Origin of the sequence: Actinomadura sp. BRA 177, from assembly GCF_013372625.1 — a bacterium.
In the GTDB taxonomy this organism is placed as follows: domain Bacteria; phylum Actinomycetota; class Actinomycetes; order Streptosporangiales; family Streptosporangiaceae; genus Spirillospora.
On record NZ_JABXFD010000316.1, the window covers coordinates 1 to 24,934 of the forward strand.

At 70.7% G+C, this 24,934-nt stretch carries 20 protein-coding genes; 7 read left to right on the top strand and 13 right to left on the bottom strand.

Going from position 1 to position 24,934, the window contains the following annotated elements; genetic code table 11:
- Nucleotides 1-10: 10 nt before the first annotated feature.
- The 10 genes from HUX53_RS15965 to HUX53_RS16010 all read right to left on the bottom strand — a co-directional run bounded on the left by HUX53_RS15965 (nt 11) and on the right by HUX53_RS16010 (nt 14,556).
- A complete protein-coding gene (locus HUX53_RS15965; RefSeq protein WP_176403990.1) occupies nt 11-412 on the bottom strand; it encodes a DUF5954 family protein in 402 nt (133 codons plus the stop codon).
- Between the two features lie 58 nt (nt 413-470).
- On the bottom strand, nt 471-1,724 hold the full coding sequence (locus HUX53_RS15970; protein ID WP_255205302.1) for an alpha/beta hydrolase family protein: 1,254 nt from the start codon (nt 1,722-1,724) through the stop codon (nt 471-473).
- A gap of 147 nt (nt 1,725-1,871) precedes the next feature.
- On the bottom strand, nt 1,872-3,407 hold the full coding sequence (locus tag HUX53_RS15975; RefSeq protein ID WP_176403991.1) for an FAD-binding oxidoreductase: 1,536 nt from the start codon (nt 3,405-3,407) through the stop codon (nt 1,872-1,874).
- Nucleotides 3,408-3,445: 38 nt separating this feature from the next.
- Nucleotides 3,446-4,669, bottom strand: a complete 1,224-nt coding sequence (locus HUX53_RS15980; RefSeq protein WP_176403992.1) for a TIGR02679 family protein — start codon at nt 4,667-4,669, stop codon at nt 3,446-3,448.
- Nucleotides 4,666-9,153: a TIGR02680 family protein gene (locus tag HUX53_RS42545; protein WP_176403993.1), complete on the bottom strand. Its 4,488-nt coding sequence runs from the start codon at nt 9,151-9,153 to the stop codon at nt 4,666-4,668. The genes HUX53_RS15980 and HUX53_RS42545 overlap by 4 nt, the downstream gene beginning before the upstream one ends.
- Nucleotides 9,150-10,334 carry a TIGR02678 family protein gene (locus HUX53_RS15990; RefSeq protein WP_176403994.1) on the bottom strand — a complete coding sequence of 395 codons (1,185 nt, stop codon included), beginning with the start codon at nt 10,332-10,334 and terminating at the stop codon, nt 9,150-9,152. Before HUX53_RS15990 ends, HUX53_RS42545 begins: the two co-directional genes overlap by 4 nt.
- Complete coding sequence (locus HUX53_RS15995) at nt 10,331-11,869, bottom strand: TIGR02677 family protein (RefSeq protein ID WP_176403995.1); 1,539 nt, start codon at nt 11,867-11,869, stop codon at nt 10,331-10,333. Before HUX53_RS15995 ends, HUX53_RS15990 begins: the two co-directional genes overlap by 4 nt.
- A gap of 178 nt (nt 11,870-12,047) precedes the next feature.
- Entirely contained in the window at nt 12,048-12,530 is a 483-nt protein-coding gene (locus tag HUX53_RS16000; protein WP_176403996.1) for a hypothetical protein, read from the bottom strand.
- 485 nt (nt 12,531-13,015) lie between these two features.
- Nucleotides 13,016-13,984: a TIGR03557 family F420-dependent LLM class oxidoreductase gene (locus HUX53_RS16005; RefSeq protein ID WP_176403997.1), complete on the bottom strand. Its 969-nt coding sequence runs from the start codon at nt 13,982-13,984 to the stop codon at nt 13,016-13,018.
- A gap of 35 nt (nt 13,985-14,019) precedes the next feature.
- On the bottom strand, nt 14,020-14,556 hold the full coding sequence (locus HUX53_RS16010; protein WP_176403998.1) for a bacterioferritin: 537 nt from the start codon (nt 14,554-14,556) through the stop codon (nt 14,020-14,022).
- 225 nt (nt 14,557-14,781) lie between these two features.
- Here HUX53_RS16010 and HUX53_RS16015 point away from each other — a divergent pair, with 225 nt between their 5' ends.
- From HUX53_RS16015 to HUX53_RS16030, 4 genes are all read left to right on the top strand, one after another.
- Nucleotides 14,782-15,081, top strand: coding sequence for a hypothetical protein (locus tag HUX53_RS16015; RefSeq protein WP_176403999.1), 300 nt, complete (start codon nt 14,782-14,784; stop codon nt 15,079-15,081).
- Between the two features lie 99 nt (nt 15,082-15,180).
- Nucleotides 15,181-15,426 carry a hypothetical protein gene (locus tag HUX53_RS16020; protein WP_176404000.1) on the top strand — a complete coding sequence of 82 codons (246 nt, stop codon included), beginning with the start codon at nt 15,181-15,183 and terminating at the stop codon, nt 15,424-15,426.
- A complete protein-coding gene (locus tag HUX53_RS16025) occupies nt 15,426-16,769 on the top strand; it encodes a hypothetical protein (RefSeq protein WP_255205303.1) in 1,344 nt (447 codons plus the stop codon). Before HUX53_RS16020 ends, HUX53_RS16025 begins: the two co-directional genes overlap by 1 nt.
- A gap of 282 nt (nt 16,770-17,051) precedes the next feature.
- The gene (locus HUX53_RS16030; protein WP_309237254.1) at nt 17,052-17,972 is read left to right on the top strand and encodes an alpha/beta hydrolase family protein; all 921 of its coding nucleotides are present in this window, start codon (nt 17,052-17,054) and stop codon (nt 17,970-17,972) included.
- Here HUX53_RS16030 and HUX53_RS16035 read toward each other — a convergent pair.
- Nucleotides 17,969-19,192 carry a PP2C family protein-serine/threonine phosphatase gene (locus HUX53_RS16035; protein WP_176404001.1) on the bottom strand — a complete coding sequence of 408 codons (1,224 nt, stop codon included), beginning with the start codon at nt 19,190-19,192 and terminating at the stop codon, nt 17,969-17,971. The two genes, HUX53_RS16030 and HUX53_RS16035, sit on opposite strands and share 4 nt — an antisense overlap.
- 292 nt (nt 19,193-19,484) lie before the next feature.
- Between HUX53_RS16035 and HUX53_RS16040 the strand changes: the two genes are divergently transcribed.
- Genes HUX53_RS16040 through HUX53_RS16050 form a run of 3 tightly spaced genes read left to right on the top strand, consistent with a single transcriptional unit; the run spans nt 19,485 to nt 22,989 of the window.
- Nucleotides 19,485-20,348, top strand: coding sequence for an arpA protein (locus HUX53_RS16040; protein WP_176404002.1), 864 nt, complete (start codon nt 19,485-19,487; stop codon nt 20,346-20,348).
- A gap of 13 nt (nt 20,349-20,361) precedes the next feature.
- Nucleotides 20,362-21,171, top strand: coding sequence for a class I SAM-dependent methyltransferase (locus HUX53_RS16045; protein WP_176404003.1), 810 nt, complete (start codon nt 20,362-20,364; stop codon nt 21,169-21,171).
- 24 nt (nt 21,172-21,195) lie between these two features.
- Entirely contained in the window at nt 21,196-22,989 is a 1,794-nt protein-coding gene (locus HUX53_RS16050) for a choline/carnitine O-acyltransferase (protein ID WP_176404004.1), read from the top strand.
- On the opposite strand, the gene HUX53_RS16055 is transcribed toward HUX53_RS16050, so the two are convergent.
- Both HUX53_RS16055 and HUX53_RS16060 read right to left on the bottom strand, forming a co-directional pair.
- Nucleotides 22,990-23,583, bottom strand: coding sequence for an antibiotic biosynthesis monooxygenase (locus tag HUX53_RS16055; RefSeq protein WP_255205304.1), 594 nt, complete (start codon nt 23,581-23,583; stop codon nt 22,990-22,992).
- A gap of 23 nt (nt 23,584-23,606) precedes the next feature.
- Nucleotides 23,607-24,836, bottom strand: a complete 1,230-nt coding sequence (locus HUX53_RS16060; RefSeq protein WP_309237257.1) for an FAD-binding protein — start codon at nt 24,834-24,836, stop codon at nt 23,607-23,609.
- Between the last annotated feature and the right edge of the window lie 98 nt (nt 24,837-24,934).

The following is a 24,934-nucleotide window of genomic DNA, read 5'->3' on the forward strand; positions in this document are numbered from 1 at the left end:
CGTCGAACGCTCACACCATGATTGGGGCCGTTCCCGTTGGTTCGGAGTGGTGTCGAAGAGACACCACCCGGCACCCCCGGCCCGCCACGGTCAGCTCGTCCGGCCGGTCACGGTCCAGCCGGGCGGCGCCGCGCCGGTACTCCGCGCGGGACGCCGCGGGGACGCCGCGGTCGCGGGCCATGGCCCGGAACCACCAGCCGAGCGAGTCGCGGGCGTCCTGCGGGGTCGTCCGCTCCATCCCGGACATCATCCAGCCGCCGGGAACCCGCTCCATGACGCCGTACGTCGCGCCGCACCAGCGCACCGCCGGATGCGTCAGGCGGGCGCGCACCTCACCGAGCCGAGTCGGTCCGTTCGCCGGCGGCGAGAGCGGGAGATCGCCGGCGAGGGCCGCTCCATCACTACCCCTCATGCCACCATCGTCACAGGCAGGGGGCGTTCACCGCTCGTGCTTTGCCGATTCCGGCCGGTCAGGACTTGCGCGCGCCGATGCTGGCGGCGATCGTGGGCCAGCTCGCGGCCAGCTCCCGCTTCCAGTACTTCCAGTTGTGCATGCCGGGCCCGTACAGGTGCGAGGTGACCGGGACGCCCGCCTTCTTCGCGGCGGCGACGAAGTTCTCGTTCATCGTGCCGGCGAGCTGCTCGCCGATCCGGCCCGCATCCATCGGCGCGGCGTTCGGGTTGTCGAAGGGGCCGGGCTGGCCGTTGCCGCACGAGACGTAGACGCCGATGCCCTTCAGCTTGGCCACGTTCACGGTCGCGTCGTGCGCCCGCCAGTTCGCCCGCGCGGTGATCGGGTCACCCCAGATGGCGGTGCCCGCCTGCCGGTTCATGGACGTCAGGATGACCGGCATGCCCGGCGCGGTGATGTTGAGGGCGCCGCTGTAGGACGCGGCGTACTTGAACTTGCCGGGGTGCCGCTCGGCGTAGGTGATGGCGCCCTGCCCGCCGGACGACAGGCCGATCGCGGCGCGCACCGACCCGGCGTGGAAGTTGCGCTCCATCAGCGGGATGACCTCGTTGATGTGGAAGGTCTCCCACTCGGGGATGCCGCCCTTGCCGCCGTTCCACCAGTTGGTGTACGAGCCGTTCCAGCCGCCCTCGGGCATCACGACCATCGTGTTGTACGGGCCGATGATCTGCTCGATGTTGGAGTCCTTGGTCCAGGACGTGTAGTTGTTGCTGCCGCCGTGGTAGGCGTACACGACCGGCCAGGACTTGGTGCTGTTGGACTTCCAGCCCTTGGGGATCATCACCCGGGTCTTCACCGCCGCGCCGAGCGCGGGCGAGGCGATCGTGACGTCGAAGATCCGCGAGTTGATCTTCTTCACGCCGGTGATCGCGGCGCCGTCCGGGGCCTTGGCGTACTTGCTGTCCCCGGCGCCGGACGGCATGTGCGGCTTCTTGCCGTGGCTGCCGTTGTTGGCGTCCGGGTTGTTGGGGTTCGGGGAGCCGCCGCCCGTCTTGAACGGGTTGGTCCCGAGCGGGACGCTCGGCAGCTTCTTCGCCTTCGGGGAGGCGCTGGGGGACGCCGCGGACGCGGCCGACGACGGCTGCGTCGCGGGCCCGAACGAGGGGATCGCCTGCGCGTTGCCCGACGCCTCCGAGTTGCCGGTCGGCACGCCGATGCCGGCCTGCGCGAGGCCGACCATGATGGTGGGCAGCAGCACGGCCGCCGCCGCGGTGCCCGCGATGGCGATCTTCCTGTCGGTACGCTTCTTCATCGACTCCCCAGCCGCTCAGGCCGCCCGGGGGCCCGACGCTCTGCTCGTCCGGACGAAACTACTGTCCCGGACGTCACACCCGCAAGTATTGTCAAAAAATGCAATAAACGTGAGACAAGGGCACCGTGACCCAAGTCACCGCCTCGCTCACGGACGGATCGACTGGGCGTGCCGGAACACGTTGCAGGGGTCCCAGTGCCGCTTGACCTCCTGGAGTTTCGCGTAGGCGTCCTTGTAGTACAGCGCCTCCCACGACTGGCCGGACTCGTTCCACCGGTGATCGCCCAGATCGCCGTCGGGATAGCCGATGTAGCAGCCGTCGGTGGTCTCACCGTCCGCGACGGGCACGCCGCCGGTCGCCGCGAACGTCGCCTTGTAGGTGTCGCGTATCCACGCGATGTGCGCGTCCTCGTTGACGTCCTGTTTCGCCCAATAGACCTGGTACTGCAGTTTCAGAATGGAGTCGCGCTGCCGCGCCGCCGTCTGGTGCAGCGGCCTGTTGATGGCGCTGCCGTACGAGTCGACCTGAATGAGCGCTTGCCTGTTGACATAGTCGGTGTACTTCTCGTTGCCGAGGTAGGCCCACATCGCGTCGATCTGCTGATCGGTGAACGGCTTCCGCAGATAGGCGGACTTGTACTTGCCGCAGCGGCTCGCGCCACCGCAGTTCAGCGCCTGCGTCGCCGTCAGCCACGGCATGGTCCGCGGAACGTCCAGGTGGACGAAGTGCTCCCCCATCACCGATCGCATCTTCGTCGCCGCCGGGCCGATCCGCCCGTCGAGGGCCGCGACGAAGTCGGTCATCGCCTGCGGGCCGTCCGGGTCGTCCACGTCCACCTGGGCCAGAAGCCCGATCTGCCCGTTGCTCACGTGGTTGAGCTTGAGCATCGCGAACAGTTTCCCGGCCGCCGTCGACGGATTCTGCTGGTCGCGGAAATACTCCCCGAACGCCGTCACGAGCCGGGCGAACTCGTCCTTGGTGAAGTCCTCCCAATCCCATGCCAGCGCCGTCAGCAGGACCTCTTTCGGCGGCTGCGGCAGCCCCCGGAACCAGAACCGGGTGACCACGCCGAAGTTCCCGCCGCCACCGCCCGTGTGCGCCCACCACAACTCGCACAACTTCGAGTCCGGGTCGTCGCGCCTGGCCACCACCAGCCTGACGTTCTTGTCCTCGTCCACCACGGCCACTTCGACCGCGTAGAGGTAGTCGACGGTGAGCCCGTGCTGCCGTGACAGCAGTCCGAAACCGCCGGCCGGGACATGTCCGCCCAGCCCCACTGAAAAGCACGACCCGCCCGGCAGCGCCTTCCCGCTGACCGGATACAGCTGGTTGTACACATGCCCGTTCGTCGCCCCGGCCTCGACGCAGTACGCCTTCATGGAACTGTCGTAGGACACCCCGCACATCGGGCTCACGTCCAGGATCACCCGCACGTCCTCGCCGCAGACGAAGTCCTCGTAGCAGTGCCCGCCGGCCCGCACCGTGATCCGGGCCCGCGCCGGATCCTCCGGCTCCTCGCCGACGGCCTGGGCGAGCGCCTCCCGCACCTCCTCGGGTGTCCGGACGAGCCGCACGTACTCCGGCGCGGCGATCCACCGCTGGTTGAACCCCCGGCTGAGCGCCGGATACCGCTTGTCACCGGACCGGACGACCGTGGTCGGCAGTGTCGACAGCTCACTCATGACCGGACCTCTTCCCGGCCACTCCCGTCAGTAGTCGATCAGTGACACATGGTTGACGCCTTGGAGAGGTCGCCGAGCAGCACGCCGGCGACCTTCTCCTCCAGGACGGCCGCGCCGCGGTCGCGGAGGTTCCGGGCCAGTTCGGCGTCCCACGGAGCCTCGCTGACCCGGCCCGGTTCGCCGTGCGTGCCGTCGAGGGCGGCGAGGTAGTCGGCCGACGACATGCGCCACGGCCGGGCACCCGTCTTGGCCATGACGTGCGCGGCGATCCGCAGGCCGTCGCCGTCGAAGTCGCCGTGGTAGTGCAGCGCGGCACCGGTGCCGCCGAGCGCGCGCAGCAGCCGGATCACCGCGCTGTTCGGCCAGCCGGACGAGCAGACCAGCGGCGGGCACCGGTCGCCGAACCGCCGGACGGCCAGGGCGAGGATGGTCGGGTTCTCGGTCACCCAGACGTCCGGCGCGTCCACGCGGGGATCGGGCGAGTCGCGCAGCTGCTCAAGGGTCACCGCGGCGGCGTGGCCCGCGTCCGCCCACATCCGGAGCGTCCGGGCGAGGACGCCGTCGCCCGCCGGCCGCAGGCCCGCGACGAGGACGGTCGTGGACAGCGCGTCGCACTCCACGCCCGACCGTTCCCAGAGGGCCCTGCGTTCCGGCGCGTCCCCCGGCGGCTCGATGCCGTACCGGAACGCCTGGGCGCGCAGGACGAGTCCGGACAGCCTGCCGCCGTCGTCCAGCGCATGCGAGTCGCCGAACAGGTCGGTCGCGAAGGACTGCAGGGGCCTGCCGTCGGACGGCAGCGCCGCGAGCACCGTCAGCGCCCGTTCGAGAAGGGCGCGCGTGTCCGGCACGGAGCCCATGACGACCCCTTGGCGGCGGACGTCGTCGACCCAGCCGGCCAGTGCGGGCTCACCGGCGACCACGGGGTGCGAGGCGAACCATTCCCAGAGGGCGTTCCGTTCGCGTTCCCTTTCGCGGCGGTCGCGCGCCCGGTCGCCGATCGGGCCGCAGATGGCCTCAGTCGCCGTCCTAGTGTCCGCGCCGGTGAGTTCGAGCAGGATCGCGTCCAGCCTGGCCACGGCGAGGGGCACCGTGGCCGGCGGGTAGCGGTCCATTCCGAGCAGGTCGGCGAGGGCCGCGCGCTGGTCGTCGTCCAGGTTCTTGAGCGTGACCCTGCTGACGGCGGCGCCGGTCGAGAAGCGCTTGTGCAGCTCCGTCCACAACGGCCGCAGGTCGGCGGCGCGGAGCCGGTCGGGAACGGTCATCCGGGAACGTCCTCCTCGACGGGTTCGGTCCGGTACCCGTCCCAGATGAACCGCGCCGTCGTCACGGCGTTGTCGCCGTCCCCGTCGGCGCCGGTGATCAGCTGGTGGATGGCGATGCCGTCCAGCTCCCGGTAGTCGCACCATTCGTGGTCGGACGTCAGCACCATGTCGAGTTCCAGGTTCACCAGCAGGTCGAAGACCTGGCCGCGGTTGGCGGTGTCCACGCCGACGAACACCTCGTCCAGCAGGATGAAGCGTGGGCAGCTCGGATCGGTCTGGTAGTGCGCGGCGACGGCGGCGAAAAGCGGCAGGTGCAGCGCGATCGCCTTCTCGCCGCCGGACAGCGCGCCGTGCAGCTTCCGGGTGAGGTCCTGCCAGCCCTTCCCGTCCTCGCGTTCGAGGCGGACGGTGAACCGGTGCCAGGCGGTGTAGTCGAGCACCTCCATGAGCTGCTCCTCCCAGCTCGCCGCCGTGTTCGCGGCCCGCGCCTCCTCCACCCGGTCGCGGAAGAACCGGTAGAGCGCCTCCCGGTCGGCGTCACTCAGCCGCGCCGGGTCACGGAGCAGCAGGTCGCGGGCGGCGCGAATCCCGGCGCTCTGCTGCGGATCGACCTGCCAGACCAGCCGGACCGCGACCCGCGAGGCCGTCCGGACGCGTTCGAGGCGGCGGTTCATGCCGTCCACGAGCTCGGTGGCCTGCCGGATCCGGTCGGCCAGGTGGCGGCGCGTGTCGCCGGCGAGCGTCCGATCGAACAGGTCGCGTTCCTTGTCGGTGATGTCCTGGCGCCGCTGGTCGCGCTCCTTGCGGAGAGCGGTGCTCAGCTCGGCCGCACCGACGCGCACACCGTTCATCGTCGCCGTGAGGATCTGCACGTCCTCGTCCTGGACGAGTTCGAGGTCGGCCTGCTCGGCCAGAGTGTCGCGGGCGTGGTGCACCGCCTCGGCCAGTCGGTGCTCGGCGTCCCGGACATTCTTCGGCTCGTGCGGCGTCCGCTCCAGGGCCGCGGCGACAGTGCGGGCGTTCTCCAGGGTCGCCTGCACGCCCCCATCCGGCGTGAGCGTCGTGTCGAGCCCGGCGTCGGCGGTCAGGTGGCCTGTGACAAGGTGACGGAACCGATCCGCCGCACGGTCGCGCGCCCCGACGGCGTCGTCCCGTGCCTGCTCGGCAGCGGCAACGTTCGCTTCCAGCGTTCCCAGCCGTCCCTGCAAGTCGAGCAGTTCGCTGCGCAGTCCCTGACGCCGCGTGCGGCACTGTTCCGACTCGGTCTTGGCCCTCTGCAATTCTTCCAGCACCTGCCGGTGTTCGGCACCGATCACCGCATCGATCGTCCGCAACTTCTCCGCGCGTTCCGCGGCCGTGCTCGCCGCTTCGCTCGCGCGTTCGCCGGCGTCGGCCGCGGTGCGCTCGTAATCTTCAGCCGTCGCCTCCTCTCTGAGCGCGCGGGTCTCGGCCGCGAGGAGCCTGGTGCAGTGGTCGAGCCAGACGATGCCGGTGTCGTGCATGTCCCCGACCGCCTCCGCCAGCTTTTCGAGGGCGGGCTCGCTGACGGGCAGCCCGTGCTCGGCGCCCAGCGCGGTGAGGGCGCGCAGTTCGGCGGTCACGGCCTTCTCCCGCTCGGCCACCCGTGCCTCGGCGCGCGCGGCTTCGTCGGCGCGCGCGGCGACGTCCCGTTCCGCGTCGTGGACGGCGCGTGCCGCCGAGGTGACGGGAGCATGCGACGGACGGTCGGCGAGTTCTGCGGTCAGCGCGGACCGGTCGGCCACCAGTGCCTCTAGTTCGCGGTCGCAGGCGGCCAACTCGCCCGCCAGTTCCTCGATCTCGGCGTCGAGTTCAGCGATGCGGCGCAGGCGGGCGCGCTCCCGGGCGGTCGCGCCGATGAACGCCGGCTCCGCTTTCGTCCAGGTGCCGGTCGCGACACCGAGACGCCAGGACCCGTCCGCCCCCACCGAGGCGGGATGTTCGGTGTCGAGGGCGTTCCCACCGAACGCCACGCCGCCGAGGACGGCACGCACCACGTCCGGCGGCACCTCACTCCCGTGCTCGGGGACGAGGACGTCGGCGAGGCTGGCCCCGACGGACGGCGGGCGGGCGAAGACCACGGGAGCAAACGCGTCATGCGCCTCGGGGAGGAGTTTGCCGTCCGGCAGGATCCACACGTCCAGCAGACCGGCGGCTTCGAGCGCGGCCTCGATGCCCGCCTGAACGTCGGGGGCCACGCCGTCCGCGAACGCGACGAGCCGCCAGAGCGGCGCACCCGGACGCTGCGTACGGTCGGCGGGCCGCGTGTGCGGGCGTTCCGGCCCGATCACCTTCTGCCGGGCCAGTTCGTCGCGCCGCGACCGGGTGCCGGTCAGCCTCTCCGCGACGGCGGAGCGGCGGCCGTCCAACTCGGACCGGGCCGTCGCAAGACGTTCGGTCGCCTCGACTTGTGCGGCGACCACGAGGGCGTCGCATTCACGCTCGTCCTCGACGGTCTGGACAAGCGCCTCCGGGTCAGGAAACGTCAGGTGCACGCAGCGCCGTGCCCAGCGGACCAACTCGCCGGCGAGCGTCTCGCGGGCTTCGGCGAACACCTCCCGGGCCTCTTCGCGCTTCCCGGTCGCCTCGTCCAGGCGGGTCCGGCTCGCGTCGCGGTCCTCCTCCGCCTCGGTCCGGCGCTTGACGGCCGCCGCGTGCCGCCCGATCGCGGCCCGCAGATCGGCGATCTGCCGTTCGCGACTGCGCGACGCGGCCCGCAGCAACTCACGCGCCCGCTCGATCCCGGCTTCCACAGGCACCCCGCCGCCCTCCGCGCGCGCCCCGCCCGCTTCCCCGGGCATACCGCCGGTCTGCGCAGACGTCCCACCAGCCTCCCCAGACGTCCCGCCGATCCGCGTAGACGTCCCACCAGCCTCCGCGAGCGTCCCGCCGGCCTGCCCGGACGCCCCGCCGGCCTGCGCAGGCGTCCCACCAGCCTCCCCGGGCGTCCCGCCGGTCTGCGCAGATGTCCCGCCGGCCTCCGCGAGCGCCCCACCAGCCTGCCCGGACGCCCCGCCGGCCTCCCCGGGCGTCCCGCCGGTCTGCGCAGATGTCCCACCGGCCTCCGCGAGCGCCCCACCAGCCTGCGCAGGCGTCCCGCCTGCTTCCTCGGACGTGTCGCCGGTGTTGGCGCGGGGAGCGTCCGGTTCGGCGGCGGCCGGGGCCGCGCTGGGGTCTGCGGGTTCCTCGGCTGGGATGGCGGTGCGGACGGCTTCCTCGTGGACGGCGGCGAGCCCCGCGCGGTGGGCGGCTCGTGCGGCCTCCCGTCCGGCGTGGCGGGTGAGGTCTCGTCGCGTGGACGCGTCGGCGCGCGCCTGTTCGGCGTCCGCTCGCTTGCGTGCCGCCTCGTCGGCGTGGCGTTCGGCTTCCCGGCGAGCCTGGGCGGCGGCGACCTCGGCTTTGCGGGTGTCGTCTCTCAGCTTGTCGAGTTCACGTCCCTGCCGGTAGGCATCGCTCTCCTTGAGGGCCTCGATTCGGGCGCCGAGCAGTTCTCCCCGATGCTCCTCCCCCGCCAGGGCCTCGGCTGTCCTGTCGCGTTCGGCGTTCGCCTGCTCGTAGTCCTCACGGCCCTTGCGGGCCTCGGCGGTCAACTTGGCCATCGCGCGCTTCGCCGAGATGAGGTGGGCGGCGGCGGCGTGGAGGACGCGCTGGGCGTAGGTGCGCTGGCGGGCGGCGAGGCGGTCGGCCTCCCCGACGTGCTCGTCCAGCCTGCGCAGTTCTTCGCGCTGCCGGTCGAGCCTCTCGAATCCTTCGGCGATCTCGTGGATCTCGCCCTCGCCGAGCGGCGGGAGCGCGCTGGACAGCAGGTCGGAGAGCAGGCCGGGGTCGAGCCGTTCCGACAGTTTGGGCGTGCGGAGTTGCCGCAGTGCGGTGAGGAGTGAGTCGTAGCGCTGTTCGGTCAGCCCGGCGTAGAGCGTCCGCCGGACGGTGGTGCGGTAGGCGTCCGCCGAATCGTGGACCTGGCCATGCTCCCCGATGGCTTCGGCGAGGTGCGCGCGGGTGAGCGGTTGGCCGCTGTCGCCGGTCAGGCTCAGCCCGCCGGGGACGCCGACGCGCTGCGCGGTCGTGAAGTAGGCGACCGTGACGTTCTTCGTGTTGGACGTGGCCTGGAGGCGGGCCCCGCACGTGAACCAGCGCGGCCCGTCCGCGAATTCGACCCACACGTACCCGACGCGGGTCTTGCCGGTGTGGCCGTCCCCCATCAGGTTCCAGTGCATGGTGCGTTCGCTGCCGCCGAACGTCGACAGGCGGCTCGGCTTGAGGCTGGCGTCCAGCAGGTACGGCAGCAGCAGTTCCAGGACCTTGCTCTTGCCGCTGCCGTTGGGGCCGCGCAGCAGGAGCCGTCCCTTGTGGAACTCGAACACCTCGTCGTAGTACCGCCAGATGTTGAGGATGCCGGCGCGGGCCGGCCGCCAGCGCGGTGCGGTCTCCTTCGCCTCCGCCGGGACGAGTTCGGTAACGGTCACGGGGACTCCTCCTCGCGGACGCTGTATCGGTGGGCGGCGGGCATCGCGTGCACGAGGCCGTCCCGCGTTCTCGCTAGTCCGAACCCGTGCAGGACGGCGAGGGCGTCAACGGCCAGGCGTCCGGCGCCTCCATCGGACTGGTAGGCCATCGCCCAGCGCGGACGGCGTTGGAGGAGCCGCGCGGCCTCGTCCTCAAGCGTGGCGCGCGATGCCTCCCCGTCCTTGACTAGGCGGTCGAGGAGCAGCAGGGCCGCCACCTTCGCGTGGCTGCCGTCGTCGGGGAACTTGGAGTCGGTGGCGAGGGCTTCTGCGTCCACCAGCAGGTAGCCCTCGGCGCGTTCTTCGAGTTCCAGCCCGGCCTCCTCCGCCGCGCGGCGCAGGATCTGCCGCCCGGTGAGGGAGCCCGCGTAGGCGGTCTCGGCCTGCGACAGGTCCGCCCGGTAGACGACAGGATCGTCCAGCAGCTTCCGCAGCAGCGAATGCCTGGCCCACAGGTTCCGCTGCGTCTCGGTCGGCTCGTCAGTCCCGTACCTGCGCTCGACGGCCAGCTCGCTCAGGTCGGGCCAGTCCGTCTCCGGCAGCCGTGAAGGCGCGACCGGCGCGGACAGCAGTCGCATGACCCGAGTCGTGTCCACCCGGTAGAGGACTTTGGCCTCGGCACTGTCCAGGTACGCGTCGGTCGTCCCGTCGACGGCAGTGACGGCGCCGTGGTGCTCCAGCAGTTTCAGCGCGTCCACGAACGCCGCACGCTCGTCCCCTCGCACGGGGTCGAAGGCAGGGATCTGGTCGTCGGCCCCGGCGGCCTGCACGACCCTTTGCGCGAGCATCCCGATCGTCGTCACCGGCGCCGCGAGCGCTTCGGCGGCGACCAGGCAGAGCAGCGTGTACCTGCGCCGGTCGAACGGCGCCTTCGTCGACCGCCTCCGCCTGGCGGGCCGCGAGGGATCGGCGTCCGCGCGGACCTTCACCAGCCGGGCGTAGCCTTGGCGCGGCTCCATGAACAGCCGCCAGCCGCAGTAGTAGTCGAACCACCGCGCGAGAGTGGAGTGGCGCCGCCGGACCAGGTCGAAGCCGTCGGGGTCGGTCTGCAGCGAGATCAGCGGCCGTCCGAGGAGCAGCCGGATCGCGCGCGCCAGCTCCTCCTTCTCCGCCTGGGCGAGCTGGTTCGCGAGCCTGCTCACGCGCCGGACGCCTTCCGCGCGGGCCCGGCGGCCGTGAAGCGGATGTCGACCAGGTAGTCGGGGCCGCGGAACCGGCCGCGCGGAGTGTGCAGCTCCGCCGTACGGCCATCAGGCGGCGGCCACAGCCGGACCTCGATCCGGCCGTCGGTCGTGCCGGCCCGCCGCAGCCCGTCACCGCCGGGACGCACGGCGAGCGCCCGCCCGATCAGGTCCAGGAGCCGCCGCAACGTGTCGTGCTCAACGCGCCCGAACGCCGAGAGCCGAACCGGGCCATCGGTCGCGAGCCATTGCCAGGCCGCCTCCAGCTCCGCCCGCTCGCGCCGCGCGCGCTCCCGTCGCTCGGCGCGCAACTGCTGGACGTCCCGCACCTTGGCCGTGCGTCCCATCCGCTCGGTGCGTCCACTGGTGCGCAGCAGCGCCGACACTTCCACCGGCGGCGTCTCGTCCCAGCTGGCCGCCGTGGGGATGGGCTCCGCGTCCGCGTGCGCGAGATGCGCGTGCCGCGCGGACGCCAGCCCGAACGCCGTCCCCCAGAGCCGGTGCGCGTCGTCCTCACTCGGCGCGTTGGCGAACCACCTTGCGAGCGTCCGGAAGTCGGCCGCCGCACTGGACGAGCGCCGCCGCGACTCGGTGATCCGGTCGAGCACCTGCAACAGCGACACGATCGCCCTGCGCGCCACATCGTGCAGCTGCCGCACCCGCGGCGTCCCCTCTTCCGGCCGGAACCACAGCAGCAGCCCGTCCCACTTGGCCCTGCGCGCGGCCAGCCAGGCGATCGCCGGATCGGCACCCTGAACCGGAGGTAGCTCCGCACCCGCAAGCGCCCGGCTGTGCAGGACGCTGACCCCGCGATCCTCCAGGCCACCGAGCGCCGAGCAAATGGCGTCGGCCCGGACGTCAAGATTGGTGACGAACTCCTGGAGGTAGGCGACGGTCGCGCTCTTGACGTCGCTGAACGTCGCGAGATCGGCGCCCTCCGCCCGCATCAGCCGCTGCAGTTCGCCGTTGAACGATTTGGTGTTGTTGCGTAGCGCGTCGAGATGCCCCTCCAGCTCCTGCAGCGTGGTGAAGATGCGCCGGTTGACGGCCGGATCGTCGTCCTTGAGCAGCTCCTCCAGCTCCCCCAGCCGGTCGGCGATCGCATCGAGCACGGCCGTCTGCAACGCGCCGGACGAACTCAGCACGGCCAGCGCATGCTGCACCCCGGCGAACGCCGCCTCGCCTTTCCGCGTCAGCGAATACTGCAGGTTCTTGCGCTCGTACTCTTCGGCCGTCGCGTAACTGCCCGCGTGGTTCTGCACGACGTCGAGCAGCTTCCACGCCACCAGCTGCCCCAGCGACCGCGTCAGATCCACATCGTCCACGGGCGCGTAGAACCCGACGTGCCGCAGCCGCTCCCGCACCTGGTCGAACGTGAGCGACGTCTCCAGCCGCTCGTTCGCGTCCCCGAACGCGCACATGACGCCGATGTGCAGGTCGGCGCGCCCGGTGGTCGTGAAATCGAACATCCCCTCCGGAACCCGCGCCAGCGCCATCCCCGTCCCCCTCCCGGCCCGCTCTTCGGCAATTCTCACGTCGGCGGGACGAGCCTACGCAGCCTCTCCACCGGATTTCTCCGGCATCTGAATCTGTGGACAACGCCGTGCCCCCGGCGGGGGCCGGGGGCACGGGTGGGAGCGGCTCGGTGACGTCGGGCCGGCCGGTCCGCGGGGACTACGCCGCGGCGAAGTCGTAGGTGGCGGTGACGGTGGCGGAGCCGGGGCAGAGCCAGCCGCTGGTCTTGTTGACGGTCTGGTTCGCGAACGTGGCGGTGACCGGCAGGTCGGTACCCGTGAAGCTGCCGTTCAGGTTGCCACCGTAGGTGCAGCCGGTGGCCTCCATCGCGAAGTTGTTGATGCTGGCGGCGCCGTTGTCGAGCTTGCCGCTCCACGGCAGGTTCTTGGGCGTGACGGTGACGCCGCAGCCGCCGACGGAGGCCGAGGTGATGGAGAGCGTGCCGTCGGAGGCGATCGTGCCGGACAGGGTGGAGCTCGTGCAGGACACGGAGACTCCCGCGTTGATGACCATGGGCCCGTTGAGGGTGGCCGTGAAGCCGCCGGCCGTCCAGGCCAGTGCGGGGGTTGCGGTCATGGCGACGGCGACGGCGGCCGCGGCCGTGATCGAGGCGATCGCGGCCGGCTTCTTGATGCGGGACAAGGGTGGCCTCATTTCGGCTGGCGGGCGTCGCGCCTGCACCCGGAGGTACGGGGTGGGTGGGCCGATTCGCAACGCCACCGCGCCCATGGCCATTGGACGGCGGAGACGTTGGGAATTGCGGACCGGGAGCCGGGAGCCGTCTTGCTTCATCGCCCAGGGACTCGGCGACTCCAAGTAGAACGCGTTCTATGAAGGACCATAAGGAAAACTCCTTGGATGGTCAATGACCGGGCGGACATCTTTTTCGCGCATCTTTCGCGGGCCGTCCGCAACACGGTGTTTCGAGCGTCCGTTAGCGCCCTGCAACAGGGAGTACGGCAGATCTACAGGCCGCGCCCCCGTCCAGCCGGAGCCATCGTGCATGCTTCGCCAACAGCGGGAATGGCGCCATGGGCTGTGACGAGAACGCGTTATATGTGGAGTACACCGAATCAATGATTCGGACGCCGAGTCCCCTTGTCTTCGGATGGACGAAATTGTCGAGGTCAGCCGAAGCGTTCGCGGAGGACGGGCAGGAGGTCGGCTTCCGCCCAGGTGCGGAAGTCCTTCTGCCTGTCCGGGCCGGACTGGCAGAAGGAGACGTGGGTGAAGCCCGCGTCGGCCCACTGCTGGACGGCCTGGACGTAGTCGTCGATGTTGTCGCCGCACGGGACGGACTCGGCGACGTCCTCGGGACGGACGGTCTTCGTCGCGGCCTCGAAGTTCACCGGGCCGGGAAGCTCGGCCATCACCTTCCAGGCGGGCGCCGAGAACTTCCAGATGCGGTGGGCGCGCTGCTTGCACTCCTCGTAGTCGTCGCCGAACGCGACGGGGATCTGCCCGTAGGCGGGCTTGCCCGCGCCGCCCTCGTTGCGGAAGAGCTCGGCGATCTCGCCGAGTGGCTGGTCGGACACCAGCATGTCGCCGTACCGGGCCGTCAGCCGCGCGGCGCGCGGGCCGAACGCCGCCATCCCGATCCGGACGGGCTGCGCGGGGATGTCGTAGAGCTTCGCCGAGTCCACCCGGTAGTGCTTGCCGTGGTAGTTGACGTAGTCGCCGCCGAACAGCGCCCGGATGATCTCCACGGCCTCCTCGAACATCTCGTGCCGGATGTCCACCGGGGGCCAGTCCCGCCCGACGACGTGCTCGTTCAGGTTCTCGCCGGAGCCGATGCCGAGGATGAACCGGCCGTCCGACAGGACGCCCGTCGTCGCGGCCTTCTGCGCGACCACGGCCGGGTGGTAGCGCATCGTCGGGCAGGTGACCAGCGTCATCAGCGGGACGCGGTGGGTGGCGTGGGCGAGCGCGCCCAGCACCGACCACGCGTAGGCCGAGTGCCCCTGCTCCTCCAGCCACGGGAAGTAGTGGTCGGAGATGGTGAGGTAGTCGAAGCCGGCCTCCTCGGCCTCCACGCCGTCGGTGACGAGTTGCTTGGGCGGTGTCTGCTCGCAGAGCAGCGAGTATCCGAATTGCATGCCGCCTCGCATACCCTCCTGGCCTCGGTGAATCCTCAGTTGCCCAGCAGGTCCATGAGGTCGTCGGCGTGCTCCTCCTCCTCGGCGAGGATGTCCTCCATGATGCGGCGCGTGGTGACGTCGCCCTCGCCGAGCCAGCGGATGATCTCCTGGTAGGACTCGATGACGATCCGCTCGGCGACCAGGTTCTCCTTGAGCATGCCCTTCAGGTCGGTGTCGTCGAACGTCGCGTAGGTGGTGTGGGAGCGCTCGGCGATCGTCTTCGGGTCGAAGTCGGGGTCGCCGCCGAGCTGGCTGATGCGCTCGGCGGCGCGCATCGCGTGGTCGCGCTCCTCGTCCGCGTGCTCGGTGAACTCCGCGGCGACCTGCGCGCGGTCGATGCCGGACGCGCTGATCGCGTGCTGCGCGTAGCGCATCCAGCAGACGATCTCGGTGGCCAGGACGTCGTTGAGGACGCCGATGACCTCCTCGGGGCTCCGGCCGTAGTTCTCGGTCACCGGCCCGTCGGTCATCTTCGCGCGGGCGCGCTCCCGGATCGCCGCCACGTCGATGCTGAAACTGTTGTCGGCCATGCCCTCTCCTTCTGATCACGCGCTGGACGTAGCCGTCCTACCCAGCACGGGGGCGTCATGCGCCGGTACGCGAAACGACGCGAGGGCACGGCTGGGGACCCGATACTTGGCCACGGTCCGTGACACGTGCTATACGTAGAGCTACCTCGCTGCGACCCGTGGTGAGGAAGGGACATCCGGTATCCACCTTGAGATCCGGGCGTGACAAGGAAGAAAAGGAACCACATGAAGTCCTTCAGCTACACCGAGCTGGACCTGCTGGCCGGCGAGGTCCTGCCGGAGCGCGCCGTGCTGTCCACCCTCCTCGTCGGGGGCGGCGCCGACGACAACGACAACCACAACTTCAACCTCAACGCCGGCCACGGCGGTGGTGACAACGACAGCACCGTCATCTCCCAGCAGTCCTGCTCGGTCGTGAACAACCAGCAGAACGCCGGGCTGCTGTCGGCGCTGGGCATCGCGTCCCAGAACCCGACCAGCACCCACAGCTGCCTGCCGGGCACGGCGATCGCCAACAACGGCTGAGTCGCCTCGATGTAACGGCGGGCTTCGGCCCGCAAGGGAAGGGCTGGCGATCTCCTGCCAGCCCTTCCCCCTTCTTCCCGTCCACGCGAAAGCTGTCACATGAGCCTCGAAAACCCTCAGAAACTCAGCTACGCCGACCTCGACCGGCTCGACGCCGAGATCCTGCCGCCGCGGCTGGCCATGTCCGCGCCGCGCGGCGACGGCCACGGCGGCACGGTCGTCATGTACGCGTGCCAGGCCACCTACTCGCCGGGGACCACCGGCCTGCTCGGGACGGGCCTGCTGGCCCAGCCGGCCCACTCCACGCTGACCTGCGTCCCGGCCACCGTGGTCGACCACCACTGATGAGCACTCCAGCGATGCCGGCGGTGGACGGCGGCGAGCCCCCGGCCCTCACCCTGCCCGCGCTCACCGAGGGCGCGGAGCTCGTCGGCGAGTTCAAGAACTCCGGCTACCGGGAACCGGCCCAGCTCGTCTCCCTGCCGAACCGGCAGCTCGTCCGGCTGCCGCCGCTGCTGTTCGGCGTGGCCAAGGCGCTGCACGAGCACCGCGACCTCGCCGGCGGCGACGTCCAGCAGGCGCTCGACCGGGTGGCCGACGCGGTCAGCGAGGAGGCCGGCGCCCGGCTCACCGCCGAGCAGCTCGTCTACGTCGTCGACCGCAAGCTCGCCCCCCTCGGCGTCACCACCTACAGCGACGGCACGCCGGCGAAGATCGTGAAGGCCGACCCGTGGCTGGCGCTGCGGTTCAAGGTGGCGGTGTTCCCCGAGTCGTTCACCTGGTTCATCGGCGGGCTGTTCAGCTGGCTGTTCCGGCCCGTGGTGCTGGCCGTCATGATCGCCGCATTCCTGGTCAGCGAGGGGTGGGTGCTCGCCTCCCGGTCGATGGCGGACGCGCTCTCCCTGGCGATCATGAACCCGGTCAGCATCCTGCTGGTCATGGCCCTCGGGGTCGCCTCGTGCGCGTTCCACGAGATCGGGCACGCCACGGCCTGCCGGTACGGGGGCGTCCGGCCGGGGACGATGGGCTGCGGGATCTACCTGGTGTGGCCCGCGTTCTACACCGACATCACCGAGTCGTACCGGCTCGGCCGGGGCGGGCGGCTGCGCGCCGACCTCGCCGGGGTGTACTTCAACGCGATCTTCGTCATCGGGCTGACGCTGGTGTACCTGCAGACGGGGTTCGAGCCGCTGCTCGTCGCCGTCCTCTACGTCAACCTGGAGATGATCCAGCAGCTGCTGCCGACGCTGCGGTTCGACGGGTACTACATCATGTCGGACCTGGTCGGCGTCCCCGACCTGTTCAAGTACATCGGGCCGATCCTGAAGCGGGCGCTGCTGCGGCGCCCGGCCGACGCGCGGCTGAACGACCTCAAGCGCTGGCCGCAGGTCTTCGTCACGCTGTGGGTGCTGACCGTCATCCCGATGCTGGTGTTCCAGATCGGGCTGATCACCACCCAGATCCCCAGCCTGGTGGCGAAGGACTGGTGGATGATGCGGCGGCTCGCCGCGGAGGCGTCGGCGGGGGCGGGGGCGCTGGAGCTGCTCACCTCCGGGCTGCAGATCCTGCTGCTCGTGCTGCCGCTGGCCGGGCTGGCGCTGATCTTCTACGGGATCGGCCGCCGGCTGGTGCGGTGGGCCGTCGGCTACATCCGGGGCCCCGCGCCGCAGCCGGTGCCGGACGCCTGACCACGCCCGGACCGGACGTCGGATGCCCGCCGCGGGCATCCGGCGTCCGCGTGTCCGGCCCCGGGAGAATGCATTTTATACGCTTTTTACTTTGTGCTTCGGAAGCGTACCCGGCGGGAACCTACTCCGAGTAAGGAGAGAAATAGGCCACACCCGGCGCTCCCCTTTCCCCAAGGCCGGCGCAACCCTCCGCCGGTGTTTCCGGAAGGCCCCGCATTGCTCCGTCGCATCACCCCCGCCGCATGGCTGGTAGCCTTCGTACTGCTCATTCCCGCACCGCTCGTGGATCGCTCCACCGCCCTCGCCGGCACCGCACTCGCCGGCACGGGTGCGCGGGTCGTCGCCGAGACGTCCATCGCGTCCCGCACGGTGGACCTGACCATCGACTCACCGGCCATGGACGGCGACCAGAAGGTCCGCCTCCTGCTCCCCAGCGGCTGGTCGAAGGACGCGCACCGCACGTGGCCCACCCTGTGGCTGCTGCACGGCGGCGTCGACGACTACACCGCCTGGACGCGCGACACCGACGTCGCGAAGCTCACCGCCCGCAGCGACGTGATCGTCGTCATGCCGAACGCCGGCCGCTGCGGCAATTACTCCGACTGGTGGAACTACGGGAACGGCGGATCCCCCGCATGGGAGACGTTCCACATGACCGAACTCCGGCGCATTCTCGAACGCGACTACCACGCCGGAACCGATCGCGTCATCGCGGGCAATTCCATGGGCGGCCTGGGCGCCATGCTGTACGCGGCGCACTTCCCCGGCATGTTCAAGGCCGCCGCGTCGTTCAGCGGATACGTCGACACCCTCTACGGCCACAAGCCGGGCGACGACTCGACCGGCTGGGGACCGTCCTTCGCCTGCCCCGGCACCGACTGGCGGCGCGTCTGGGGCGACCCGGACGACCAGGCGGCGATCTGGCACGCGCACAACCCGACCGACATCGCCGGGCGGCTGCGCGGCGTCCGGCTGTGGGTGGCCAGCGGCAACGGCAAGGCCGGGTCGCTCGGCGGGCTGCCGTTCACCGACCCGGTGGAGGCCGCCGCCGACGACAACGCGCACGCGTTCGTGAACCGGCTGCACGACCTCGGCATCCCGGTGACCACCAGGTTCTTCGACGGGCAGCACGACTGGCCGTACTGGCAGCGCGACCTGCACCAGGCGTACCCGATGCTGATGGACGCACTGGGCGCCGGCTAGACCGCGCTTCCCGGATCCGCCTCAGTCGCGTCCTCCCTCGCGGCCGGGCCGTGCCATTCGATGAGCAGGACGGTGGCGTCGTCGTCCAGACGCCCCGCATGGTGCGCCAGGATGTTGTGGATCAGGCGCCGCAGCGTCTCGGGCGCGGACAGCCCGTCCGCGTCCCGTTTGATCAGGAAGTCGACGAAGCGCTGCAGCCCGAACTCCTGCTTGTTCGGGTCGCGGGCCTCCACGATGCCGTCGGTGTAGAGCAGGACGCGGTCGCCCGGTTCGAGCTGCTCGACGCAGAGCTTCGGCTCGACGCCGAGGCCGGTGCCGAGCGGGGTGCCCGGACGGCATTCGAGCGTGGTCACCCAGCGCCCCTTGCGGATGACGACCGGCGCGGGATGGCCGTAGGAGGCGAAGGACAGAACACCGGACCGGAGGTCGAGCTCGGCGAGGACGGCCGTCACGAAGCGTCCGCTGCTGTCCTGCTCGGCCAGCACGTCCTCGATCCCCTGCCCGGTGCCGAGCAGATCGGCCCCCTGGAGCCGGTGGTTGCGGAAGGCGGCCACGGCGAGGCTGGAGGTCAGCCCGGCCGTGGTGTCGTGCCCCATGGCGTCGAAGACCCCGAGATGCACGGTGTCGCCGGCCAGGGCGTAGTCGAAGGTGTCGCCGCCCAGCCTGTAGGCCGGCTCCAGCGCCGCACTGATGACCACCTGGTCGTTGGCGAAGGTCAGCGGCGGCAGCAGCCGCCACTGCATCTCCGCCGACACCGTCATGTCCCGCGTCCGCACCAGCCGGGAGAGCGAGTCGCTGTACGGCCCCTTGCTGACGATGATCAGCGCGACCATGCCGGCCAGGTACTCGGCGTCCTCCTTGAGCCGCACGTCGTCGCGGCGGATGGTGGTGCGCAGGACGCCGATCCGCTCGGTCCCGTCGAGGATCGGAAGCCAGTACTGGCAGGTGCCGTCGTCGAAGGCGTGGCCGATCACCGGCAACAGCGTCTGGAACGCCCGGCCCGCGATCGTCCCCTCGATGTTGAGCTCCGGGCTCTCGTCACCGGGATCTCCCCCGGCGTCCGGTCCCCTGCCGGTCAGCAGCCGCAGCACCGTCTGCTGGAGATCGACAACGTAGATCACCACATCGTGCAGGCCCACGTCGGCGGCGTACCGGGCCGCCGCCCCCGGCAGCTGCTCCATGGACATCAGGTGGCTCGCCGCCACCAGCTCTCTCAGCATCGGCTCGCCGCCCAACGCTCTCGGCTACGCAGGGGCCCCTACCCGCCCGCGCCCGCGTCATGTCCCCGGCCGGCACGCTCGCGATCTTGCGGCCGCAGCCGGTACTACTCGTCGGTAGGTGAGATGGGACACATCGGCGGGGGTGCGCGGGCGAGGGCGGGAACGTTCGAAGGCACAGGTCACGGGCCGGGCCTATCGTCTTCTGACAAACCGCGCCGGAAAGGCGGGCCATGAATTCCCGGAAGGACTGTGCTAAAACCCGTCTGGGGTTCGGCGAAGCGGAAGGGACGCTATGGGCGCGGCGGAGGCTCTCGCACAGGTGGCCGACACCGGCCGTTATCCGCTGGCCGAACCGGGCGGCGCCGGCTGGCACGAGATCGTTTCCCGGACGCGGGACGAACTGGCGAAATCCGGGTGCTGCCTGCTGCCCGACTTCATTCGCCCGGCATTGCAGGACGCGCTGCGCACGGAATGCGCGGCGATCGCACCGTCCGCCCATTATGACGTCGAAACGGTGAACGCCTACAACATCGATGTCGGCACGCCATTGCCGGACGGCCATCCGGGGCGCATCACCGTCCAGCGGGGCAACGCGTTCGTCGCACGCGACCGCATCCCGGCGGACGCCATCATCAACCGGCTCTATTCGAGCGAGCCCTTCCAGCGTTTCGTGGCGAGCTGCTTCGGGCTGCCGCGCGTGCACGAGCTGGGCGACCCGCTCTCGGGGCTCGTCCTCAACGTCGTCAACCCGGGGATGCAACATCCCTGGCATTTCGACACCAACGAGTTCACCGTCAGCCTGCTCACGCAGGAGGCGGACGGCGGCGGGGTCTTCGAGTACTGCCCGAACATCCGGACGGCGGAGCGGGAGAACCTCGGCGACGTCCGGGACGTGCTCACCGGGCGCGGCGGCCGGCTCGTCCAGCGGCTCACGCTGCGGCCCGGTGACCTGCAGCTGTTCAAGGGCCGGTACTCGCTGCACCGGGTCAGCACGGTCCGGGGGGACACGGCGCGGCACACGGCGATCTTCGCCTACAGCGAGCGCCCGGGGGTCATCGGCAGCGTCGCGCGCACGAGGCAGCTCTTCGGTCGCGTCCTGCCCGAGCACCTGGCGGCGGAGGGGCGCGCCGTCCGGGTCGACCAGTTGCTGGACTAGGAGAGGCCGTTTCTTGCGCGTCGACACGACAGGAAAGATCTCGCTCGACCACATCTACACCCAGCCCGACCCACGCGCCTACTTCAGCACGCTCCGCGACCTCGACTACAACATCCCGGAACTGGCGAAACCGCACTTCCAGCGGCTCATCGCCGAATACCGGGAGGCGCGCCGGGTCCCCGTCCCGACCGTGCTCGACATCGGCTGCTCGTACGGCATCAACGCGGCGCTGGTGAAACACGGCGCGACGATGGCCGAGCTGTACGATCGCTACAGCGGCCGCGACGCCCACCGGCGGACGCGCACCGCGCTGCTGAACCGCGACCGGGAGCTGGTCCGTTCCGGTGAACCCGCCGACCGCGTCCGCTTTCTCGGCCTGGACGCCTCGGACAGCGCCCTTTCCTATGCGCTCGACGCCGGTTTCCTCGACGGCGCCGTCCACGCCGATCTGGAGGACGGCGAGCCGACCGATGAGCAGCGCGCGCAACTCGCCACGACCGACCTGGTCATCTCCACGGGCTGTCTCGGATACGTCACCGAACGCACCATTTCCCGGATCGTCGGCGCCGGCGCGGGCCGGCCGCCGTGGATGGCGCATTTCATCCTGCGCATGTTCCCGTTCGACCCGATCGAGGAGACCCTCGCCGCCGCCGGATACGAGACCGTCCGCCGCGACGGCCTGTGCAAGCAGCGGCGGTTCGCGACGCCGGAGGAGCAGTCGTCCGTCCTGGAGCGCCTTTCGGACGTCGGCGTCGACCCGTCCGGGCTGGAGACCGGCGGCTGGTACTACGCGCAGCTCTACATTTCCAAGCCGCGCGGCTGAGGCACCGACAACACGAGGAACGAAGTGAACGCCAGCGAAGAACTCTCGTCCCGCACCTTCGGCAACGAGGCGGGCCTGCCGCGCGTGCCGCTGCCCACGCTCGACGCGACCTGCGAGCGGTTCATGGAATGGTGCGGGCCGCTGCTGACCGATGACGAGCGGGCCCGGACGGAGTCGGCGCTGGCCGCGTTCGTCCGCCCGGACGGCCCCGGCCGCCGGCTGCAGGCGGCACTCGAACGCTACGACGCGGCGGAGGGCGTGCACAGCTGGCTCGACACGTTCTGGCCGTACCGCTACCTCGGCCGCCGCGACCGGATCGCACTGAACGCGAACTTCTTCTTCCTGTTCAAGGAGTCGCCCGAGGGGCAGGTGGAGCGCGCCGCCGGGCTCATCGCGGGCGCGCTCGACTACAAGCTGCGGCTGGACGAGGAGCGGGTCCCGCCGGCCGTGCAGCGCGGCCGGCCGCAGTCGATGGTGCAGAACCGGTTCCTGTTCTCCACGACGCGCATCCCCGGCGCCGAGCAGGACACCGTCCGGGCGCCCTACACCGACGCGTGGCCGGGGCCGTCCGAGGCCCGGCACATCGTGGTCTTCTTCCGCGGCAACATGATCCGGATGGACGTGCTGGGCCCGGACGGCCGCCCGCACACCCTCGACGAGCTGCGCGCCGGCCTCGGCACGATCATGAAGGCCGAGCCGGCGGCGGAGCCGTCCACCGGGCACCTCACCACCAAGGCCCGCGCCGAGTGGGCGGCGAGCCGCGACGCGCTGCTGGCCCTCGGCAACGGCAAGGCGCTCGACGACGTCGAGACCGCGCTGTTCTGCGTCTGCCTGGAGAACTTCACGCCGGTGAACACCCTGGACGCCTGCGACCACCTGCTCCACGGCGAGAGCGGCAACCGCTGGTTCGACAAGGCCGTCTCCTTCATCGTGTTCGGCGACGGCACGGCGGGCATCAACGTCGAGCACTGCGGCCTGGACGGCACCACGGTCCTCAGCTTCGTGGACGCCCTGCTCGGCGCGTCCGCCGAGGAGCTGTCCCGGCGGTCGGGCGCCGCGCCGCAGGGGCTCCCCGCCATCGAGCCGATCGAGTTCACCCTGGACGACGACCTGCGGCAGGACATCGACGAGGCCGCCTCCTCCTTCGCCTCCTACGCGGCCGCGACCGCGACGACCACCGTCTCGTTCGACGACTTCGGCGCCGGCGAGGCCAAGCGCCTGAAGACGTCCCCGGACGCGTTCGTCCAGATGGCCTACCAGCTCGCGCACCGGCGCGCGAAGGGCCTCACCGGCGCCACCTACGAGTCGATCGCCACCCGCCAGTACCGGCACGGGCGCACCGAGGCGATGCGCGTCATCACGCCCGAGGTGCTCCATTTCGTCGACGTCATGGACGACGCGGCGGCCGGCCCCGAGGTCCGCCGCACCGCCTTCCGCGCCGCCGCCGAGGCGCACGTCCGCCGCGCGAAGGAATGCCAGACCGGGCAGGCCCCCGAGCAGCACCTCTGGGAACTCCAGCTGATCGCCAAGCGGCGCGGAGCCGAACTCGGCGTCACCGAGCCGCTCCCCCTGTTCGACACGCCCGGCTGGCTCACGATGCGCGACGACTACCTCAGCACCAGTTCGGCGCCGTCCGTCAACATCCAGTACTTCGGTTTCGGCTCCACCAGCGAGCAGTGCATCGGCGTCGCCTACGTCCTCCTCCCGGACCGCTTCAACGTCTACCTGAGCACCCCGCGTCCGGTCGCCGGCGCCATGTACATCTTCGAAGACCGCCTCCGCGAGGCCGTCCAAGAGCTGCGCGACCTCCTCGCCTAGTCAGCGTCCCGGTCGGGCGGGACGGTGGATCCGTCCGACCGGGTACAGCCAGCGCCGGAGGAGGCGGCTGAGCGCGGGCATGATGAACACGGTGAGCAGCGGGACCACGATCACCGGGAAGATCAGCGCCTGCAGCGGCACCGGCCACGCCTTCGTGAGCGGCGTCACGAACGCGTTCAGCAGCAGGCTCAGCGGATAGACCGCGCAGAACGTGACGACGACCATCTTCGTCTTGGACGGCGCCGGCACCGATTCCCCGGGCAGGTTGAACCATGTCTCCAGCCCGGTGGTGTCCTGGTGGTGCTCCTCGGCGATGCCGCGGACCCGGTCGAGCCACTCCGCCCGGTCGGAGGATCTCAGCCACCGGTCGAGCCTGTCCTGGTCGGCGAAGTTCACGACCGTGTAGTACCGGGACCGCGACCTTTCGGCCCGCAGCCACGTGGCCCCCTGATGTCCCGAGTAGCCGGTCGCGACGTCGTGCAGCCCCTCCGCCCACTCCTCGAAGGCGCGCTCCCGGCCTGGCTTCACGTCCCACGTGACCACGAGCGTGACCGCCTCGGTCTCCGTTTCCGCCATGTCCGAGATGTCACCCATCCCGGGCCGTCCATGCACCCGCGTCAACCGCGTGGGAAGAGTGCGTCCACGAAGGAGTTGCCGAACTTGCCCTCAGGATCGAGTTCTTGCGCCAGCCGGGCGAAGTCGAGCGCGCGCTCGTAGGAGGCGATGACCTCCGGGGCGGGCGTGGTGCTGAGCTTCCCCCAGTGCGGACGTGCGCCCAGCGGAAGGAGCCGCTGCTGCAGCTCGGCGACCACGGGCAGCACGCCCTCCGGGTCGTCGCGCCAGGTGAAGTGGAAGGTCACCGAGTCCCGTCCGTAGGCCGGACTCAGCCAGAGGTCGTCGCCGCGGACGGTCCGGATCTCGGAGATGTGCAGGACCGGCGCAATCTGCTCGGCGAGCCCCTGAACCACCGCGATGCCCGCGCCCGCCGCCTCCCGGGGCAGGAACCACTCGGACTGAAGCTCCTGCCCGGCACTAGGCGTCAGCTCCGGCCGGAAGTGCGGCAGGCGCTCATGCCACGGCCCAGGGCGCCCCAACTGGACGGTGCAGAAATCCGGATCCATCCCCGGCACGGGATGCACCTGCTCTTCGGCCGCACGCCCACCGCCCCAGGTCGGCTCGGTGCGGCACTTGAGCCACACGGCGGCCTCACCGCTGCGCCAGTCGGTGAACGCGCTGACGCTGTAAGCGGAGCCGAAGACTTCATCAAACCGGGCCGCCACATCATCAAGCGAAACACCGAGCCGCACGCTCTGCGCCACCTCGAACGCGGGCGCCACATCCAGCGTCAGCCGCGTGACGACGCCCAGCGCCCCGAGCGCGACGACCGCACCGGGGAAGCCGTCATCACCCCGCCGGAGTTCAACAAGATCACCGTCCGGGCCGACGAGTTCGAGCCCGCTGACGGACGCGGACAGGCACCGCTGCCCGTCACCCGACCCGTGGGTCCCCGTGGCACACGACCCGGCGACCGAGATGTGCGGCAGCGACGCCATGTTGGGCAGAGCGAACCCGTTCCGGTGCAACTCCACGGCGACATCCGCGTACCGCATCCCGGCCGCGACGGTCACGGTCGACCGCGCGGTGTCGATCTCCACCATGGACGGCAGCCCGTCCAGCCTGACGAGCTCGCCGGTGCTGTCGGCGACGAGGCTGAACGAATGCCCGCTACCGAGCGCCCTCACCCGCCGACTACCTGCGACGACGCGCCGCAGCTCGGCCACGGACTCCGGCCGATGCACCCGAACAGCCCCATAGGTCACATTCCCAGCCCAGTTGGTAAGACGCACGACCGCACGCTGCTCCACAACCGCACCGTACTTCCCTGCACCACCTCGCGACCGATACTCGCCACTTGTGCATTTGTCCATATTTTTCTTGATGAGTC